This is a genomic window from Microbacterium sp. LjRoot45 (assembly GCF_964253325.1).
In the GTDB taxonomy this organism is placed as follows: domain Bacteria; phylum Actinomycetota; class Actinomycetes; order Actinomycetales; family Microbacteriaceae; genus Microbacterium.
This window is the reverse complement of record NZ_CAXUQM020000002.1, coordinates 1-18,141: the sequence shown is the minus strand read 5'-3', so window position 1 is coordinate 18,141 and position 18,141 is coordinate 1. Positions and strand designations below refer to the sequence as shown.

Here is an 18,141-nt window from a genome sequence, read left to right as displayed (position 1 = left end):
CTACCCCTCCGTCCAGCTCACATAACCCGAGAGGTCCGGCAACTCAGCGAGGCGTGCAGGCTCAGGGTTCGAGGCGTCGAGCTTCCAGTCCCCGTCCGCCCAGACGAGTTCGAGAACGGCGGAGCCGTTGACGCTCTGGCCGTTGCTGCTGCCGCGGAACGCGATGTCGACACGAGCGGACTCGCCGTCGTACGCGAGCATGCGAAAGCCGGCGATAGACGCCCGCACGTCGGATGGCGCAGCCGCTCCCTGAGCGTTGAGCAGGGTGTCACGGTACGGGCCATCCGTCAGGGCGTACTCGAGAAATGCCTGTCGCTGCTCGGCGGGTCCGAAACCGATGATCGTCACGTTCGCGGCTGCGAACAGTGCACCCTCAGGCGAGTGCTGGAAGCAGTACGGGTAGCCCTCTGGGGCCGTGTCCCCCGGCCCCGCCGTGGAAGAGGTCGGGAAGGCGTAGACGTCCTGAAACCGCCATTCGGCGGCGGGAGCTGTCGTCACCGTCCCGGATAGCTCCTCGCCCGCCAGGCCACAAACGCTTGCGCCGCCCGCGACCCCGGAAGGCTCCGGGGAAGGGGCGGCGCTGCTTGTGGCACTGGACGACGGGTCAGGAGCCGGCGGCGCGGCGTCGTCGTCTCGGTTCAGGTTGAGAACCGTCAGAACGATGCCCGCCACGATGAGCGCGACCACCACGACCGCCCCGATGATGAAGCCGGGGCGGGTGAACGGGTTCTGCTGCGTGTCGTCGTCCTCAGCCATGACGGCTCCTCTCAGGCCCCGGCGAGGATGCCGACGAGAGCAGCACCACCACCGATCACGATCGCCCCGGCCATCGGCCAAAGGATCTTCGGCAGAGCATCGTGACCTTCACCGCGGCGGAAGCTGACGGCGATGAGGATGCCGCCGACGATGATCGCGCCGCCGACGACGACATAGCCGATCCACTTCAGCCAGGACAGGATGATCGTCACGCCCTCGGTGCCCGGAGGCTGTACGGGGTCCGGGTCAGGGATGACGCCGGCGAGGTTCACGGCGGTGTCGGCCGCCGCGTGGAACACGTCGATAACGGACATGCTGTTGCCTTTCAGTTCGTGGTGCCGGCGGCACCGAGGATTGCGGTCAGCTCGTCGACGAGACGCTGAGCTTCACGCGGAGAAGATGAGAGAGCCGGCGGCTCCCCCACACGCCATGCATCGACCCACGGCACCGACCAGGTGCGCGGGACTCCCCCGCTGACGACCTGCATCAGGTCGCGCAACGAGCGAGGCAGTCGACCAGGTGCGTCAGCCATGACGACCAGGCCCAGGACTTCAACAGACGGGACGAGGCCCGCGGCCCACTGCCGCATCGCGGCCTGCGCCGCGCGCAACCCGCGGGCGTCTGAGCGGGCGACGAGAACCGTCCGCGCGGGCGTCGTGGAGGCGGTGCGCGGCCACGAGTGGCCCGCCGCCTGTGAGCCCGGCATCAGCGCCGCCAGCGTGGACTCTCCCGCCCCGCCGTGTGCGCCCACCCACCACAGCGCCGCCGTGGTGTTGCGGTCGTAGATCGGCAGCTGGTCGACGCGATCCGGTGCCGGGATTCCTCGCTGCGGAGCCACCGGGCCGAACGTCTCAGGCACGGCCGCGATCGGGGCCGCCTCGGTAGGCGGCGGCGTCGTCGGCCGAGAAAGCCACGGGTTGAGCGGATCGCTCATGTTGCCCCCCTAGGTACAGTGAGATTCACCCTAATAAGGGAATCCTACGCCCAAGCGCCCAAACAAGGAAGGATGAACCCGAATGAACCTGAACCTATACAAACATGCCCTAACCGGTACACTAGGACCGTGGAGCCAACAGGAGGTCTCACCGTGAGCAGCGACAGCGGTGCGTGTGACGCGCTCGATCGCCTATTCGAGCAGAGCCCTCCGACCCTCGGCCCCACCGAAGTAGCAGAACGACTCGGAGTCTCCAACAAGAGCGTGTACACGTGGCTCCGCGAGGGACTGATCCCCGGCTACAAGGTCGGCTCGACGTGGTTCATCATCCGCGACGAGCTGAAAGACACCTTGCGCCGGGGTGCGAATGTCCCTCGCGACACCGGCCCGGTCGTCGTCATCAACTCAGAACGGCACGAAGGGGACTGACATGCGGAAGATCGGGACGGCGCTACTCATAGTCGTCACCGCGGCGGCCCTGACCGCCTGCACCGGCCAGAACAACGCGCCAGCGCCGACCCCCAGCGCCAGTAGCACCGGCCCGATCTATCCCGACCTCGACCAGTTCACCCCCGCCCCCGAAGGCCTCATCGACGAGGACAGCGGAGAGACGCACGGCCCGCGGCCCGTGCCCACGTGGGATGACGAATCGCGCGAGAGCGCCACGGCGGCCGCGGTCGCCGTGATGACCGCCTACGCGCGCCCCGATCTTCCGTTCGAGCAGTGGTGGGCCGGCTTGCAGCCCCTCCTCGACAACAAAGCCACCCAGGACTACGCCTACATGGACCCGGCGCGCATCGTCGCGACGAGCGTCACCGGCCCCGCCGTCATCACCGACGACACGAGCGCATACGTCGCGTTCGTCGACGTCCCCACCAACGCCGGCACCTACGGCGTCGTGCTCAGCCGTGCCGACGCCGACTCCCCGTGGCTCGCGGGCCGCTTCATCCTCCCCGAAGGGGTGAACTGATGGCAGCGCCCAAGGGCAGCGCCGCCTACGCGATCGCGGCGGTGCCGCTCCTCATCGTCGGCTCCCTGTTCGGGCTCCTCCTCATGGGCGAGGACGACTGCGGCCCGAGCGCCGGCAACGTCGGATCGAGCGTCTCGATCGACCCCGCATCCGTCCCCGAGACGGAGATTGCCGGCTACGGCCACGAGCAGCTTGTGAACGCCGCATATGTCATGCAGGCGGGCAAAGACCTCGGCCTGAACGCGCGGGATCAGACCATCGGCGTCATGACCGCGATGGGCGAATCCAGCCTCCGAAACATCGACTACGGCGACTGGGAAACCGGCGGGGTCACCAACCCCGACGGCACCCGTACAACGTCAATCGGCCTGTTCCAGCAGCAGGACGGATGGGGCACCCGCGAGGAGCGGCTGGACCCCTACATCTCGTCGACGAAGTTCTTCAACGCGATGACCACGAAGGTTCCCGACCGCGAGTCGCTGGAACCGACGATCGTCGCCCACCGCACTCAGGTGAACGCCGACCCGTACCACTACACGAAGTTCTGGGACGGCGCGGTGCAGATCGTCGAGGGCCTGAGCGGTGTCCGCACCGGCCTCGACTCCGGCGACGGCAGCGCCAGCGGCGGTACATGCGCGGGCCTGCTTCCCGGCGAAGTCAGCGCCGAAGGCTGGGCCTCCCCCGGCGCCGGGCCGGTCAGCAGCCCCTACGGCATCCGCATTCACCCGATCTACGGCACGCAGCGACTCCACGCCGGCACCGACCTTGCCGGCGGCGGCTGCGACGGCCCGATCTGGGCCGCACAGGACGGCGTAGTGACATTCCGCGGCTTCGACGACTCCGGCAACGGCACAATCTCGATCGACCACGGCGGCGGGGTCACCACCCGCTACCTCCACATGTACGACTCCGGGATGCTCGTGCAGACCGGCGACAAGGTGAAGGCCGGCCAGCAGATCGCTCGCGTCGGCAGCAGCGGTGAATCCACCGGATGCCACCTGCACTTTGAAGTGCGCGTCAACGGCGAGAACGTCGACCCCGCGCCCTTCATGGCAGAGGTCGGCATCCAGCTCGGACAGTAGATCAGGAGACGACCATGAGCAGCATCGAAGTACCCACGTTCCCCAAGATCGAGGCGCGCACGTTCGCGAACGGATCGGGAGAGGTCACGATCAACGGCACGTCGCACCCGATCGAGACGACCACTCTCGAGGATGCTCGCGCCGCGATCCTCGCTCGCGTGGCCGACACGGCCACGAAGATGCAGCGCCCCGTGCGCGTCACCACCAGCGGCCCCGACGGGGAGTGGCCGCTGATCGTCCACCCCGACGGCAGCGTAGAGCCCGACGAGACCCTGCCCGCCCGACCGGCACCGATCGAGGACACAGCGTCCCCCGTCGAGTCGACGCCCGCGCCGATCGACCAGGTTCCCGCGCCCGCCCCCACGCCGGAGGCTCCGACGTTCGCTCCCGCGCCGGAGGTTCCGGCCGCAGCGCCGGCCCCCGCGCCCGACGGGAACGCATGGGTGCGTCAGGCTCCCGCCCCGGCCACGGAGTACCCGAGCCGTCGCGAGGCCCGTCAGTCGTTCCTCACACACGAGCAGATGGAGGAGCCGGCAACCCAGGGATGGCGCGGAGCGCTCACCCGTGCGGGCATCCGCATGAGCCCCAGCGAATCCGAGCGCGCCGAGCGCTCCGACGTCCTCGCCGTCTCGCAGCACTGGCCCGGCCCCCGCACGATCGCCGTCGTGAACGGCAAGGGCGGCGCGGGCAAGACCCCGACCACCGTCCTCCTCGCGGCCGTGTTCGCCCGCCACGGCGGGGCAGGCGTCCTCACGTGGGACAACAACCAGACCCGCGGCACGCTCGGCTGGCGCACCGAGCAGGGACCGCACGAGGCGACCCTGCTTGACCTCCTCCCCCAAGTCGACCGGCTCCTGAGCACCGGAGCGCAGTCAGCGGACCTGGCGCATTACGTGCACCACCAGACCCGCGACCGGTTCGACGTGCTCCGCAGCAAGCCGATGGCCCTCGCGCACGAGCAGCGCATCGAACCCAGCGACGTCGACGCGATCCACGCCGTCGCCGCCAAGTACTACCGGCTGATCTTCATCGACTCCGGCAACGACGAGTCCGACCCCATGTGGCTGCGCATGATCGACCACGCCGACCAGCTCGTGGTCGCCACGACCACCCGCGACGACCACGCCGAAGCCGGCGCGCTCCTTCTCGAAGCCCTCGCAGAGCGCGACGTAGGATCGGCCGAGCTGGCCCGCGATGCCGTCGTGATCGTCAACCAGGGCGACCCGAAGTCCACCGCGGCCGACCTGGCGCGCGTGGCCGACGGCTACCGGTCCCTCGCCCGTGAGGCCGTCACGGTCCCCCACGACCCGGCGATGGTCGACGGAGTGCTGCGCTTCGGCTCCCTGCGCCCCCAGACGCAGCGTGCGTGGCTCGCAGCGGGCGCGGCGGTCGCCCGCGGGCTATGAACGCCACACAGCCACTCACAGGGCTGCATCGCGTCCCTCAGTGGCCCCGTCTCGCCGCCACCGTCACACACGACGGCACAGGCACCCTCACGATCAACGGCGTCAGCCGCGCGTGCGCGGCCGAATCCGTCGCAGCGCTCCGCACTGGCATGATCGCCCGCGCCGTGGCGATCGGCACCCAGCTACGACGCCCGATCCGCCTCGACGTGACCGAGGACGGCCGCACACACGCCCTCGCAGTGCGCCCCGAGGGCTACGTGCAGCTCATCGGCGCCGACGGCACCATTCCCGCCCCCGACGGCCTCAGCATCGACGAGGGACGCTGCCGCGTCTGCCGCCGGCTACAGCCGGTGACCTCCGCAACGTGCGTCCAGTGCGGCGTCGACGAACCGCTGCGCGTCGAGGTCGCTCCCCCGGCCGAACCGAACACCGTCGCACCCCCCGCGGCCGCGCCGATCACCCGGCCGAACCTCGTCGAGCTCCACGAGCTCGACGAGCTGCACGACGTCGAGCACACACGCATCAGCCGCCGCGCAGCGGCCCCCGCAGCGCCTCCCGCGCCCGTGCTGCATCTAGCGTTCAACACCCAACGCAGCGTCGACGCCGGCCCGCACGTCGTCATCGGCCGCAGCCCCGAGCCCGTCGACGGCCGCGAAGCGCTCACCGTCGTTACGCCTGGACGGATGCTCTCGCGCACCCACGCGACGATCGACGTCGACGACGCCGGCCGCATCGTCGTCACCGACCTCGATTCCGCGAACGGCATCGAACTGCAGTCGGCCCCGCCGTACTGGCTCACCCCCGGCGAACCGACCGTGATCCGTGACGGCGCGACGATCCTTCTGGGCGACGTCTACTGCACCGTCAGCTCGACCCGATGACCGGGGCGAGACAGCGGCGTGTCCTCCCCGAACGCGATAGCGATATCGAATACGTTCGAGCCATGACAGCGCGTGTGCGGCGGCGGCGGGGAACACCCGTCGAGGGTGCGTACTTCCGCCTCGACCCCGAGGTGAAAGCGATGATCGACGACTACGCCGATCGGTTCGACGTCCCCACCTGGGCGATTGTCGAGGCCGCGATGAAGGCCGCGAAGCCCGGCGCGAACGGCATCCCCGAGGGTTGGGACTTGCCCGAGCCCGTTGCCGCGCCCACGCTCGACCTCCCCGAGGAGGCGTCCACGAGAGCCGCATAGAACGAGCGAGCCCCCCGTCTCTACGAGACGGGGGGCCGAAGCTAAGTGCCTGATCCTCTGAGTTTGGCGACCGGTAGATCAAGGCAGTTCCGACAAGAACCGGTAGGGAACCGGGGCTTTGTCGTACCCATCGACCGGGGTCGAAAGGTGGTGCCATCATAACCCCTAGCGCTAGCAATACGCAGCATTCGCGCGCAGATTCTTGGGCGCTCACTGTCGCGGTGAGCCCTCGCGCTCGTGTGCGCGTGGCCGTCGTCGACGCCTACGGGACGATCGCGAACGAGTACCGCGATCGCGCGATCGGCGCCGCCGCCCCTGAGCGCCCGTGGGCCGTGTACCTCGCCGGCCCCGATCAGCGGTTCCGCCTCCTCGCGTTCGACCTCGACGCCCACGGCGACGCCGCGGCCGCAGCTCGCGACGCCGACGTGCTCTCCGGCCTCCTCTCCGACGTCGGCCTGTCGCACGTCCTCTGCGAGTCCGGGCCGACCGGCGGCCGCCACCTATGGGTCGGCCTGGCCGAGTCCGTCGACGCCGAAACCGTCGCCACCCTCGCCCGTCTCGCGCGGCACCTGTGCCCCACCCTCGACCTCTCCCCCCTTAGCAACCCCGTGACGGGCTGTGTGCGGCCACCAGGAGCGCCGCACCGTGCCGGCGGGCACTCCACGGTCCTCCGCGGCGACCTCGACGCGCTCAGCGCGCCCACGGCCACCGCCGCACAGGTGCGCGCGCTCGTGAGCCTCCTCGCCGGCCTCGTCGACGACACCGAGCCCGCTCGCACCATCGACCCGCACGCGCCCCTCCCGCTCGACGCCCACGGCCGTCTGCACCTGGTCGGACCGCGCCGCCAGCTCCCCGCCGTCAGCGCCGCAGCGCTGCACGAGACGCCCGCGGATGCCTCAGCGACGCTCTGGCGCGTCCTGATCGGCGCAGCGGCCGCCAGGTGGCGGCACGCCGACGTCGCCGCCCTCGTCGACACCGAGCCCGGCCTAGAGCACGTCCGCAGCCGCGTCACCGCCCGCGGCCGCGTGACCCGCCCCCGCGGCGAGCAGCGCCGCGTCCTCGCCCGCCAGTGGGACAAGGCCGTGCGCTACGTCGCGGCCAGTGACCGCCAGATCGGGGACGATCCCACGTTCGACCGTCGCGCCGACGCGATCGCCGCGCACGTACGCGACGTCCAAGCCCGCGCCGACGCCGCAGCCGGCCGCTGGGCGCGAGGCGGCGGCCCTGCCGATCGCCGCATCCTCGACGTGCTGTGCGCTCTGGCCCTGCACGCCCTCAGCGGCTCTCTGGAAGCCGATACCCGCCGCCTGGCCCTACTGGCCGGCGTCGGCCGCGAGACGGCCAGGACGGCGCTGCTGCGCCTGTCTGAGGACGGATGGATCGCACAGACCGCGGCCGCGGACGGACCCCGCGCCGCTCATTGGACGATCGACCCGCAGAGCGCTCTCCACAGCAACTCGGATCATGCCCGGTCACAAGCGGACCCGCGCCCCCCTGGGGCCGGGGCTGCTGAGAGAACCGCGACCCTCGCAACGCTCCGCGCACGAACAACGGATGCCGCACACGACCTGTTCACCGCTACCCGCCCTGCGCTCGGGCACCTGGCCGGGAACCTCTACGCACGAATCGACACCACAGCTCGCCCCCTCGACGAACTGTGCCCCCTGATCGGCGCCGACCCGCTACGCACCCGTCGACTGCTGGACCGCCTCACCTACGCTGGCATCGTCGAGCGCGCCCGTGACGGCTGGCACCGCGTCGACGCGCTCCCCCTTGACGTGGCCGCCGAGCGCGCCGGAGTCGCCGGGCGACTCGACGCCCGCGCTACCCGCTACCGCGTCGAGCGCGAGGCGTGGGCGTGGTGGAAGGCCGAGGAGGCGTGGATGCACGCACCCCGTCGACCCGACGCGAAACGTCGACCGAGCCGGGGGCAGCTCTCCCTCGTCCCCGACGACGGCACCCACGCCTACGGCCCACACCCGCGCCGACCCGATGGCCGGCTGGACTATGCCGCAGCTCGTCGCATCATCGTCGAGGAGCGCGAGGGAACGGCCGTGCGGCCGTACGACCGCAACGCCGACAGATATCTCCGCTCGAGAACCCTCGTCGACGCCGCCGACGTCGAAGCCGTCGACGAGGAATGGATCGATCCGGGCTACTGCGCACACGGGATGACGATCGGCGTCAGGTGCCGGTACTGCGACGGCCCCGCCACCAAGCCGATCGAGACACCGCGACGTCGAGTCTCCTAGCGACGATCCGCTGCGTGGAGGCGAGCCCACGGGCTCGCTGATCGAGCCGGCGATGCCGGCGCTGTCAGGGCCTTCGGCCCGTTCTTTTGCCGTGAAGCCTCCGGCAGCATACGGTCGGCCAACCTCCATGCAAGCGGCTGCGCCGCCGGCTCCTCCGAGACTTTCGGCACGCGGTCGCTGCGCTCCCTCACATCGCGCCGAAACTCTCTCCCCCACCGCCCTCCGGGTTGCACTCCGGCCGTCCTCCCTAGCGGCGGTAAACCGCCTTCACGGCAAAAAACGTGGGGGTGAGACAGGACGCAAATAGTACTAATCCCGTTAGGTGGAGGTTCCGAACATGGCACGCACAGTCAAGAACACGAAGAGCCCCGAGGAGCGTCGCGCCGAGGCCGAGGCCCTGCAAGCGACGATCGCGGAACAGGTCGAGGCGCTGCGCGAGTCTGAGACGTGGGCGCGGTTCCTGACGTTCGCGCAGTCGTTCCACCGCTACAGCCTGGGGAACCTGCTGCTGATCTTCGCCCAGTGCCCCGAGGCCTCCCACGTCGCCGGTTACCGGACGTGGCAGAAGCTCAACCGCCAGGTGCGCAAGGGTGAGCGCGGAATCCGCATCTTCGGCGGCCGCGACGTGCGCGAGACGGTCGAGAACGAGCAGACCGGCGAGGAGGAGGAACAGCGCCGGGTGCGGTTCTTCCCGGTGTCTGTGTTCGACATGGGACAGACCGACCTCATCGACGAGGAAGCGGGCGACCCGGCCGACATTGCGCGCCAGCTCACCGGAGACGACCCCGCGGGCATCTTCGACGCCGTGGCCGACTACCTCACCGGCAAGGGCTGGACTGTCGAGCGCGAGCAGATCGCCGGAGGCGCGAACGGGTACACCACCACCGACGGCACGCAGCGCGTCGTGATCGACGCGGACCTCTCCCCCGCTCAGGCAGCCAAGACCGCCCTCCACGAGGCCGCCCACGTGATCCTGCACGCCGAGGAAGATCACGCCGAGTACGTCGAGCACCGCGGGATCAAGGAAACCGAGGCTGAGAGCGTCGCCTACATCGTCGCCGGGATTCTCGGACTCGACACCAGCGCCTACAGCGTCGGCTACGTCGCCGGGTGGAGCAAGTGCGAGGCCGAGACGATCAAGGCCACCGCGGCAAACGTGCTGCGCACCGCGCACGCCCTGGCCGACGCGATCACCGAGCCCGCCCCCGAGCCCGTCGCCGCGTAACTCGAATAGTACTAATCCCGTTAGGAGAACGTCATGCACGGAGAGCCGACCCTGTTCGATATGGCCGAGTTCGAGCGCGAGGCCGTGGCCGCGATGCCCTGGGAAGGCGTGCCCCTGCGGTACGTCACCGACTACCACCACCCCGACGACCTCGCGGCCGCGTTCGAGCGGTGGACCGGGGAACACGGGAACTTCGGATGCCTGATGCGCTCGCACATGTGGCACCGCGCGTACTTCGGTCGGCAGGACGTCGCCGCCAGCGACGAGGCCCACGAGCTGCACATGCTCAACGCCGACACCCGGTGCGACCTCGCAGAGCACGACCACAGCGCGGACCCGCTCCCCGGCGGGCTGATGTACCAGGCGAATTGCCCGCCCTGTCGCTGGCACGTCATCACCGAGCACGAGAACGAGGCCGTAGAAGCCTGGCACGATCACGCGATGCCCGGATGGCGAGCCCTGCCGATCCTGCCGACGAAGCTCAGCACCGCCGACGAGAAGAAGGCCCGCGCCGCTGCGGCCAAGTGGTGCGCAGAGAACTACCCCGCCGAATGGCAGCGCCCCGGCGCACCCGTCATCACTCGACGCGGCCCGCACGGCGGCCGCCACGTCGGCGGCCGCTCCCCCTTCGGCGGCTACGACCTCGCCGCCCCCAACGACTGACCCGAATAGTACTAATCCCGTTAGGAGAACCACATGCACACCCTGTCCCCGAGCGACGTCGCCGCGCTGCTGGACGACCTCGCGCAGCTCCTCCCGTTCCCGACGATGATTTACACCGACATGGGCGCGGATAGCTGGACTCCTCAGCTCTACTTCGGCCCGGTCGACCCATCGTCAGACCTCCCCGAGCACCGCGCCGGGATCGACGCCGACACCGTGCGCCCCGTGTGGTGGATCGACCTCGACGGCGGAACCCGAACGATCCTCCTCGACGAAGTGACGCCCGACGACGTGTGCAACGTCGCCGCCCGGATCGCAGCCACCCAGCAATGCGAGTGACCCTATTAGTACTGTTCCCGTCGCCGTTGCGTGTGGCGGGAACAGTACTGTTCCCCGACCAGGTGCTACAGCTCACGACCACGGCAGCCGACACCGGACGGAGCCGGCGCCGGCTAACGGACGGCCGGACGGAGCCGGCCGACTGCCAGGGCCTATCGGCCCGTTCTTTTGCCGTGAAGCCTTCGGCAGCATACGGTCGGCCAACCTGCGCGCCAGTGCTTTCGCGGCATATCCTCCCTCGCTTCGCTCAGTCCGGTATTCCACGGTCACTGGCACTCCGGCCGGCTCTCCCTAGCGGCGACAAGTCGCCTTCACGGCAAAAAAACGAGTGGGGTGGGAGGATCACGAAATGGAAGCGCTAACCGTCTACACGACCGGTCCCCAGTGTGGGAAGTGCCGGATGACGAAGATGATGCTGGACAGGAAGGGCATCCCCTACGTCGAGGTCAACATCACCGAGCACCCCGAAGCGCGCGAGTACGTGACCGAGGAACTGGGCTACACCGTGGCCCCTGTCGTCGTGGTCGACGATGACGATCACTGGTGCGACCTCCGACCCGATCAGATCGAGCGCGTCGCCGCTCACTTCGCAGCCTGACCCCGCTACCCCAAATAGTACTAATCCCGTTACAGGAGGAATCATGAGCGACCGCAACCTGACCCCGTATGACCGTGGCACCCGCTTGGAGCCGCAGCTTTGGCCGCTCGGGGACGACCCCGACAGCTACGGCCGCGTGGACTTCGATGACGAGGAGTCCCGGACGATCCTGACGGCCTACGTCGAGCGCGAGGGCGACGGCTACGCCATGCACGTGCACGGGATGGCCGAACCGCTGAGCCTCGTCGTCGACGGCGGCGGGCGGGTTGTTCCGGTCGACCGCGAGCTGTGCGAGGGAATCGACATGTTGCTGAGCATGGCCCGGCGCGGCCGCGAGGACTTCGAGCACCAGGCCGCCTATGGCGACTACACCGCCGAGGATCGCGCGGCAGCCGATCGCCTGTGGCTGCTGGCCGAAACGGTCGGAAAGCTGCTGGCCGGAGAGGCCGGAAAGGCTTGATCCTAAGTAACCCGAATAGTACTATTAGGGTTACACGGAACTAGAGAGGATACGGAACCAGGACACGACATGCAGAACCTCATCATCACCAAGCTGGCCGACCTTCACGCGGGCGACCGCATCCTGAGCTGGGATGGTCGGCCCTACCGCCCGGCGCGAGTCGTCGCGCAGCGCCTCGGCCACATCGGGGCGGGGAGTGTCCAGGGTGTGCGTCTCGTGAACCCCCACCCGACTAGCGACGTCGAGCACGTGCTGTACCCGTCGCAGATGGATGGCCGGCGATTGGAGGTCGAGCGCCCTTAGCTATCCCCTTGGAACCCCATTCCCGCTAATAGTACTGTTCCCACTACCGGGACGAAACCGAAGGAGCACACCATGAGCTACATCACCCGCACCGGCAACCTCGCCGCAACGCCCACCCTCCGCGAGGGGGACAACGGGCCGTACACCTACGCCCGCGTCCTCGTCAGCGATCGCATCCGCCAGGAGGACGGCAGCTACACCGACGGCCCCACCGTCGCCTACGACGTTGCCGTGAGCGGCAACCAGGCGCAGAACCTCGTCGAGGCGGCCGAGGAGTCGGGGAACATCCGCGTGACGTTCTCCGGCCGCTACCGCGTCACCGAGTACAAGGGCGACCAGGGGAGCCGCTTGCAGTACGAGGTCCGAGCCGACGAAATCGCGGTGAGCCTGCGCGGGCAGAGCGTCCGCGTGGTCGGCAAGCCCTCGACCGCCGATCAGGGCGACGACACCCCGTTCTGATCCCGCACTCAGGGGTGCGCCTCCACCGTGGGGCGCACCCCTAACAGTACTATTGCCGTTACACATGAAAGGTGACACCGTGACCGCTCGAATCCTCGCCCTCTGCAATCAGAAGGGCGGCGTCGGCAAGAGCACGACGACATTCCACCTGGCCCGCGCCGCGGTGCTGGCTGGCCGTCGCGTGCTCGCCGTCGACCTCGACCCGCAGGGAAACCTCACGACGTCGATCGCAGCCGAAACCGTCGAGGAAGATCAGCCTGGCCTAGCCGATGCGCTGAGCAAGCACGCCGACGAGACGCTGCGCGACGTCATCGTGCCGGGACTGTGGCCCGGCCTCGACCTGGTGCCGACGTCGGGTGTCGAGCTCGGCAGTGTGCGCGATGAACTCGTGATCGCCGGAGCGGGCCGAGAGAGCCGCCTACGCGCCGCGCTGCGCGAGGTTGCAGACGACTATGACCTGATCCTCATCGACTGCGCGCCCAGCCTTGACCAGCTCACCAGCAACGGCCTGACGGCCGCCGACGGGGTAGTGGTCGTGACGCACTCGAAGTTGTGGAGCGCTAACGGCCTGACGCAGCTCCTCGACACGATCGCGCTCGTGCGCGAGCACTACAACGCGCAGCTCGACGTCGCCGGCATCCTCATCAACCAGCACGAGGAGAACACCGTCAGCGGCCGTGCCTGGCTCGACGACCTCACCGAGGCGGCCGAGGCACGCGGGCTGCGCGTGCTCACCCCGCCGGTTCCCAAGCGCGTCGTGATCGCGGATGCCGTCGAAGCATCCAAGGGCCTCGACGAGTGGGGGAGTGCCGAGGCAACCGGCCTCAGCGGCCTCTACAGCGGCCACCTGACGACCCTCGAAGGAGTACGCGCATGAGCGCCCGACCCGAACGCAAACGCTCCACCCTCAGCGGGCGGAACCCCATCGCGCCGGCCGCTGAGACGCCGCAGGAGCCTCCCGCAGCCGCTCCCGCGCCTGCCGCACCGGCCACGCCCGCAGATGGCGTCACAGAGCCGCAGGCGGCCGCGCCGAAGAAGCGCAGCAAGTACCCGCCCAAGGTGTCGTTCTACCAGGAGCAGGAGGACACCGACCGCATCCGCGGCGCGATCATGCACACCATCCCCTACGAGGGGGTGCGTAGCCTCTCGCAGTTCCTCAGCGGGGCCGCTATGAAGGAAGTCGAGCGGCTAGAGCGCCAGTACAACGACGGCAAGCCGTTCCCGCCCGTGGGGGCTCGAGAACTGCCCCAGGGCCGACCGATGGGGGAGTGACCATGACGCAGCTCAACCACGAAGCGCGAGAGACGCTGCGATGGGCGGGGATCACCCCCGGCCAGTGGGCGAAGCGCCACGGGTACGAGTCAGCGAAGGACTGGCGCGGCGACGAGTGCGGATGCACCGACGACCGCTGTATCGGCTACCACCACGACGCCACGGACGAGTGCGGGTGCCTGCCCGCCCTCATCGAGGAGCTGCGCCGGGATGAGCGCAAGCTGGCCGCCGCCCGTCCCGTGTGGGCCGCGCATGTGCACGCCACCGAGAGCGGCACGGCCGAGGATCGCGCCGCAGCTGACCAGCTCGCAGCCGAGTGGATCGCCGAGTACAACGCCGGAGCCACCTGGCACGCTCTGACGGCTCGCGGGATCGTCTACCGCAACCAATGGAACGACCGGACGTGGCTCATCTACGACGCCGATCGTGACTCGATCGAGACGGCCGACGTCACCGACGACACGGAGATCTCCGCATGGCCGGCGTGACCGTGCAGCAGCTCGTCGACCAGGTGCTCGATACCGCCGAGGCGGCGCACCCAAGGCGTGGAGTTCGGTATTCACCCTGACACTGCCGGATTCGGATGGCCCCCAGCGACGCGCCCTCAGTGCGTTGCGCCGAGTTCGATGAGGAGGACGCCGCCGATGATGAGGGCGACGCCGGCGGCCATGATCCAGGTGAAGTTTTCGTTGAAGATGAGTTTCGCGAGGATGGCGGTGAGGGCGACGCCGGCGGCGGCCCAGATGCCGTAGGCGACGCCGAGGGCCATGCCGGCGCCGAGCGCGAGGGCGAGCAGGACGAATGCGCCGAGGTAGCCGCCGATGACGACGATGAGCCATTTCTTGCCGCCGTCGATGGTCTTTCGCAGCGAGAGGGTGGCTGCGACTTCGAAGAGGATCGCGCCGATGAGGAAGATCCAGGCCATTAGCGGGTCTCCTGCTTCTGGTGGGTGGTGTGGGAGCCGAGTTCGACGGCGAGGACGCCGAGGATGATGAGGACGATGCCGCCGATCATCATCGGGGTGAGGGGTTCACCGAAGATCAGCATGGAGAAGATCGCGGTGAGGGCGACGCCGGAGGCGGCCCAGATGCCGTAGCTGACGCCGAGGGGCATGCCTAGACGGAGTACGAAGATGATGAAGGTGAACGCCCCGGCATAGCCGACCGCGGTGAGTAGGTACCAGGCTGGGTGGTCGAGGCCGGCTTTCATGCTGAGCGAGCCCATCACCTCGAGGCCGATGGCGGCGATGAGGAACAACCATTTCTTCATGTGTGGTGTTGCTTCCTGTCAGGCGAAGATGTCGGCGACGAACCGACCCTGCTCGCGTTCGATGGTGTCCATCCACTGCTCCGCGGCGTCGCGGGTGACGCCGGCGGCGTCTTGGTAGATGCGGACGAGGGTGTCGCGGACGGCGGGGGCCATGCGTTCCCCGTCGCCGCAGAGGTACACGGTGCCGCCGTGCTGGAAGGAGTCCGTGATCTGGGTGCGGTGCTCCCAGACCTGGTCTTGCACGTGCGGGGTGGCGGTGCCCGGTTCGCGGGAGAACGCCGGGATCACCCTGACGATCCCCCGTGCTTCCCAGCCGGCGAGTTCGTCCCGGTAGAGGTAGTCGACGTCGGGGTGGCGGGCGCCGAAGAACAGCAGCGCTTTCCCGACCTGCTGCCCTTCGTGCTTCTGGATCGCGCGTTCTTGGAGGAACCCGCGGAACGGGGCGATTCCCGATCCGGCGCAGATCAGCACGATCGGGGTCTGCGGGTTGGCCGGCGGGTGGAAGTGCGTGTGGGAGGGGCGCACGGCGACCGAGATGCGGTCGCCGGGTTCCCGGTCGGCGAGGTACCCGGAGGTGGTGCCCCGGAAACGTCCCTGCCCGGAGCGGGCTGGTTCGTCGACGACGGCGATCGTCAGGGTGGCGCGGTCGGGGTTCCACAGCGGTGAGGAGGAGATGGAGTACTGGCGGGCCTTCATCGGCGGCAGCATCTGCAGGAACGTGGCGAACTCGATCGGCACCGACTGGTACCGCTCCAGCAGGTCGATGACGCTCATCCGCTTGCCGAGCACGAGGCTGTCGTAGTCGGTGTCGGCAAGCCGGTCCAGGTCGGCGCGTTCCGGGGTGCAGCGGGTCGGGGACGCCAGCGCGGCGACCTGCCCGCGGGTGGCAGGCTGGGTCAGTTCGACATAGTTGGTGAGCAGATCGAAGACGCTGATCGGTTCTCCGACCGGAAGCCCGGCCCGTCCGGTCGCGGCGGTGATCCGGATCATGGTGTCTGGCGTCATCGCGAACCGGCGCAGCACCCGCTCCACCACAGCGTCGTCGTTGCGGGGCAGCACCGCCAGGTAGTCCCCGGCCCGGTAGGCCGACCCCGGGGGGAGGACCACTTCCAGATGCCGCTTGGACGCGGCGTGCGCGGAGGATAGGTCGGTCAGCTCGCGGTTCTCCACCACGACGCCGCGGCCCAGATCCGGCAGTTGCAGCGCGGTCTGCCGGCCGCCGTCGATCATCTCGACCGTGACGGTGGTGGAGGTGTCGACCTCGACTGGGTCTTTGCCGAACGTCTCTTGAATCGCCGGCCACAGCTGCGCGTACCAGGTGTCGAAGTCGCCGAAGAAGTCACCCCCGGAGTCGGCCTCACCACGGTCGATGATCCGTGTCGCCCCGGCCCTTTCCAGTGCGGCGTCGACGCGTTTGGGGATCGCCTGGTAGGTGCGTGCCCACTGCCGGCTGCCGTTGCCAAATACCGCGAACGACACCCCTGAGAGCGCCCCCTCCTCCAGCGCTTCCAGCGCCGGGATCATGCGGCGGGCGTTGTCCGGCGGCTGCCCCTCGTACGAGGCGGTCACCACGATCACCGCCCCCTTCGATGGAAGCTCGTCGACTTTCGCATCCAAGGGGGCGAGGGTGGACGCGAACCCGTACCGGGCGGCATCGCCGGCGATCCGGGCCGCGAACTGCTCTGACGAGCCGCTGTTGCCGCCGAACAGCACCAACAGTCCGGTCGCCGTGTCCGGGTCCAACTCCACCGTCTCGGTGTGATCGACCGCGGTCGCCGGGGCTTCCCGGGGTGCGGGGTTCAGGGTCGCGGCGGTGCGCCTGGGGGTGACTCGGATGCGGAGGTTCTCCGGCTTCATCGTCAACGACTCATGAATCGACAGCTGATAGTTCGGGTCATCCAGGGCGAGATCGAACCGTTGCAGCATCATTGCAAGCACCAGGTGCGCTTCCTGCATCGCGAACGGGCGACCGATACATGCCCGGGCGCCGTTTCCGAACGGCTTCCACGCGTTCGGGGGCAGCTTCTCCGCCCTTGCCGGTTCGAACCGCTCCGGCACGAACTCCTCCACGTCCTCGCCCCACACCGTCCTGTCACGGTGCAGGATCGGGGTGACGACCATCACCACGTCATCCGGGGTGAGACGGTACTTCCCGGCGAGGGTGGTCGTCTCGTGCGGTGCGACCGCGAAGGCGGCCGCGGTCGGCCACAGCCGCAGGCTCTCCATCAGGATCTGCTCCAGGTAGCGCAGCTTCGCCAGGTGCTCCACTTGCAGCACGTCGTCGCCGACGACCTCGTCCACCAGCTGCCGGGCACGCTCCAGCACCCGGGGGTTGCGCAGCAGCAGGTACGTCGCGAACGACAGCAGCCCACTGGTGGTCTCGTGCCCGGCGACCAAGAACGTCACCATCTGGTTCGCGATGTTCTCATCCGACAACCCCTCGCCCGTCTCCGGGTCCACGCCGTTGATCATCCGCCCCAATAGGTCGTCCTTGCCCGCCACGTCCGGGTCCGCGCGGCGCTCCGCGATCAGCTCACCCGCGACCTGGTGCAGCATCGCCGTGTCCACCTCGAACTTCCGGTTCCCGGTGAAGTCGAGCGCGTTCACAAACCCCGGCCGCAACGCGCGCCGCAACGCCGTGTCCAGCGCCCCTGTCATCGCCCCTACGAAGGGGTGCAGCCCGTCTCGGTAGAAACTATTGAACCGGAAGTCGAACGCGCACAGCGCGATCGTGTCCAAGGTCAACCGGGTCATATCCCCGGGGACATCGATCACCGTGTCCGGGCCGAACCGCTCCCACCGCAGCATCATCTGCTCGGCGATGTCCCGCATCCCGCCGAACATCGACCGCACCCCCAGCGGTCCGAACGCCGGCACCAGGATGCGGTGTGCCTTCCCCCAGTTCGGCTCCGCATCGTGTGCCGTGAACAACGCATCCGCGACCACGGGGCGCAGATG

Annotated in this window: 23 protein-coding genes; 17 read left to right on the top strand and 6 right to left on the bottom strand. The window is 68.9% G+C overall.

Annotated features, from left to right (window positions below; translation table 11 throughout):
* The 3 genes from ACSQ18_RS15635 to ACSQ18_RS15625 are packed head-to-tail and all read right to left on the bottom strand — an operon-like array spanning position 1 to position 1,690.
* On the bottom strand, positions 1–756 hold the full coding sequence (locus tag ACSQ18_RS15635) for a hypothetical protein (protein WP_436038487.1): 756 nt from the start codon (positions 754–756) through the stop codon (positions 1–3).
* Between the two features lie 11 nt (positions 757–767).
* A complete protein-coding gene (locus ACSQ18_RS15630) occupies positions 768–1,070 on the bottom strand; it encodes a hypothetical protein (RefSeq protein WP_071416683.1) in 303 nt (100 codons plus the stop codon).
* A gap of 11 nt (positions 1,071–1,081) precedes the next feature.
* The gene (locus tag ACSQ18_RS15625; protein ID WP_436038486.1) at positions 1,082–1,690 is read right to left on the bottom strand and encodes a DUF6668 family protein; all 609 of its coding nucleotides are present in this window, start codon (positions 1,688–1,690) and stop codon (positions 1,082–1,084) included.
* 129 nt (positions 1,691–1,819) lie between these two features.
* Between ACSQ18_RS15625 and ACSQ18_RS15620 the strand changes: the two genes are divergently transcribed.
* The 17 genes from ACSQ18_RS15620 to ACSQ18_RS15540 all read left to right on the top strand — a co-directional run bounded on the left by ACSQ18_RS15620 (position 1,820) and on the right by ACSQ18_RS15540 (position 14,402).
* Entirely contained in the window at positions 1,820–2,119 is a 300-nt protein-coding gene (locus ACSQ18_RS15620) for a helix-turn-helix domain-containing protein (protein ID WP_231941996.1), read from the top strand.
* 1 nt (position 2,120) lies between these two features.
* Positions 2,121–2,660, top strand: coding sequence for a hypothetical protein (locus tag ACSQ18_RS15615; protein WP_071416686.1), 540 nt, complete (start codon positions 2,121–2,123; stop codon positions 2,658–2,660).
* Positions 2,660–3,742, top strand: a complete 1,083-nt coding sequence (locus tag ACSQ18_RS15610) for a M23 family metallopeptidase (RefSeq protein WP_436038485.1) — start codon at positions 2,660–2,662, stop codon at positions 3,740–3,742. The genes ACSQ18_RS15615 and ACSQ18_RS15610 overlap by 1 nt, the downstream gene beginning before the upstream one ends.
* Positions 3,743–3,756: 14 nt before the next feature.
* A complete protein-coding gene (locus ACSQ18_RS15605) occupies positions 3,757–5,148 on the top strand; it encodes an AAA family ATPase (protein ID WP_436038484.1) in 1,392 nt (463 codons plus the stop codon).
* Positions 5,145–6,029, top strand: coding sequence for an FHA domain-containing protein (locus tag ACSQ18_RS15600; RefSeq protein WP_436038483.1), 885 nt, complete (start codon positions 5,145–5,147; stop codon positions 6,027–6,029). The genes ACSQ18_RS15605 and ACSQ18_RS15600 overlap by 4 nt, the downstream gene beginning before the upstream one ends.
* A gap of 62 nt (positions 6,030–6,091) precedes the next feature.
* Positions 6,092–6,343, top strand: a complete 252-nt coding sequence (locus ACSQ18_RS15595) for a hypothetical protein (RefSeq protein ID WP_436038482.1) — start codon at positions 6,092–6,094, stop codon at positions 6,341–6,343.
* Positions 6,344–6,564: 221 nt separating this feature from the next.
* A complete protein-coding gene (locus ACSQ18_RS15590; RefSeq protein WP_436038481.1) occupies positions 6,565–8,595 on the top strand; it encodes a hypothetical protein in 2,031 nt (676 codons plus the stop codon).
* A 337-nt stretch (positions 8,596–8,932) separates the two neighbouring features.
* Positions 8,933–9,820 carry an ArdC-like ssDNA-binding domain-containing protein gene (locus tag ACSQ18_RS15585; RefSeq protein ID WP_099197235.1) on the top strand — a complete coding sequence of 296 codons (888 nt, stop codon included), beginning with the start codon at positions 8,933–8,935 and terminating at the stop codon, positions 9,818–9,820.
* 33 nt (positions 9,821–9,853) lie between these two features.
* Complete coding sequence (locus ACSQ18_RS15580; RefSeq protein ID WP_436038480.1) at positions 9,854–10,483, top strand: DUF6349 family protein; 630 nt, start codon at positions 9,854–9,856, stop codon at positions 10,481–10,483.
* A 33-nt stretch (positions 10,484–10,516) separates the two neighbouring features.
* A complete protein-coding gene (locus ACSQ18_RS15575; protein ID WP_436038479.1) occupies positions 10,517–10,822 on the top strand; it encodes a hypothetical protein in 306 nt (101 codons plus the stop codon).
* A gap of 349 nt (positions 10,823–11,171) precedes the next feature.
* A complete protein-coding gene (locus ACSQ18_RS15570) occupies positions 11,172–11,420 on the top strand; it encodes a glutaredoxin domain-containing protein (RefSeq protein WP_436038478.1) in 249 nt (82 codons plus the stop codon).
* A gap of 43 nt (positions 11,421–11,463) precedes the next feature.
* On the top strand, positions 11,464–11,880 hold the full coding sequence (locus ACSQ18_RS15565) for a hypothetical protein (protein ID WP_436038477.1): 417 nt from the start codon (positions 11,464–11,466) through the stop codon (positions 11,878–11,880).
* 69 nt (positions 11,881–11,949) lie between these two features.
* Entirely contained in the window at positions 11,950–12,183 is a 234-nt protein-coding gene (locus ACSQ18_RS15560) for a hypothetical protein (RefSeq protein ID WP_436038476.1), read from the top strand.
* Between the two features lie 72 nt (positions 12,184–12,255).
* Positions 12,256–12,642 carry a single-stranded DNA-binding protein gene (locus tag ACSQ18_RS15555; RefSeq protein ID WP_436038475.1) on the top strand — a complete coding sequence of 129 codons (387 nt, stop codon included), beginning with the start codon at positions 12,256–12,258 and terminating at the stop codon, positions 12,640–12,642.
* 79 nt (positions 12,643–12,721) lie between these two features.
* On the top strand, positions 12,722–13,519 hold the full coding sequence (locus tag ACSQ18_RS15550; protein ID WP_436038474.1) for a ParA family protein: 798 nt from the start codon (positions 12,722–12,724) through the stop codon (positions 13,517–13,519).
* A complete protein-coding gene (locus ACSQ18_RS15545) occupies positions 13,516–13,914 on the top strand; it encodes a ParB family protein (RefSeq protein ID WP_436038473.1) in 399 nt (132 codons plus the stop codon). Before ACSQ18_RS15550 ends, ACSQ18_RS15545 begins: the two co-directional genes overlap by 4 nt.
* Positions 13,915–13,916: 2 nt before the next feature.
* On the top strand, positions 13,917–14,402 hold the full coding sequence (locus ACSQ18_RS15540; protein WP_436038472.1) for a hypothetical protein: 486 nt from the start codon (positions 13,917–13,919) through the stop codon (positions 14,400–14,402).
* A 116-nt stretch (positions 14,403–14,518) separates the two neighbouring features.
* Here ACSQ18_RS15540 and ACSQ18_RS15535 read toward each other — a convergent pair whose 3' ends face one another.
* The 3 genes from ACSQ18_RS15535 to ACSQ18_RS15525 all read right to left on the bottom strand — a co-directional run.
* Positions 14,519–14,839 (bottom strand): DMT family transporter, encoded by a 321-nt coding sequence (locus ACSQ18_RS15535; protein WP_436038471.1) that lies wholly within the window; start codon positions 14,837–14,839, stop codon positions 14,519–14,521.
* The gene (locus ACSQ18_RS15530) at positions 14,839–15,183 is read right to left on the bottom strand and encodes a DMT family transporter (RefSeq protein ID WP_436038470.1); all 345 of its coding nucleotides are present in this window, start codon (positions 15,181–15,183) and stop codon (positions 14,839–14,841) included. The genes ACSQ18_RS15535 and ACSQ18_RS15530 overlap by 1 nt, the downstream gene beginning before the upstream one ends.
* An 18-nt stretch (positions 15,184–15,201) precedes the next feature.
* A partial coding sequence (locus ACSQ18_RS15525; protein WP_436038469.1) for a bifunctional cytochrome P450/NADPH--P450 reductase occupies positions 15,202–18,141 on the bottom strand: 2,940 nt, incomplete at its 5' end.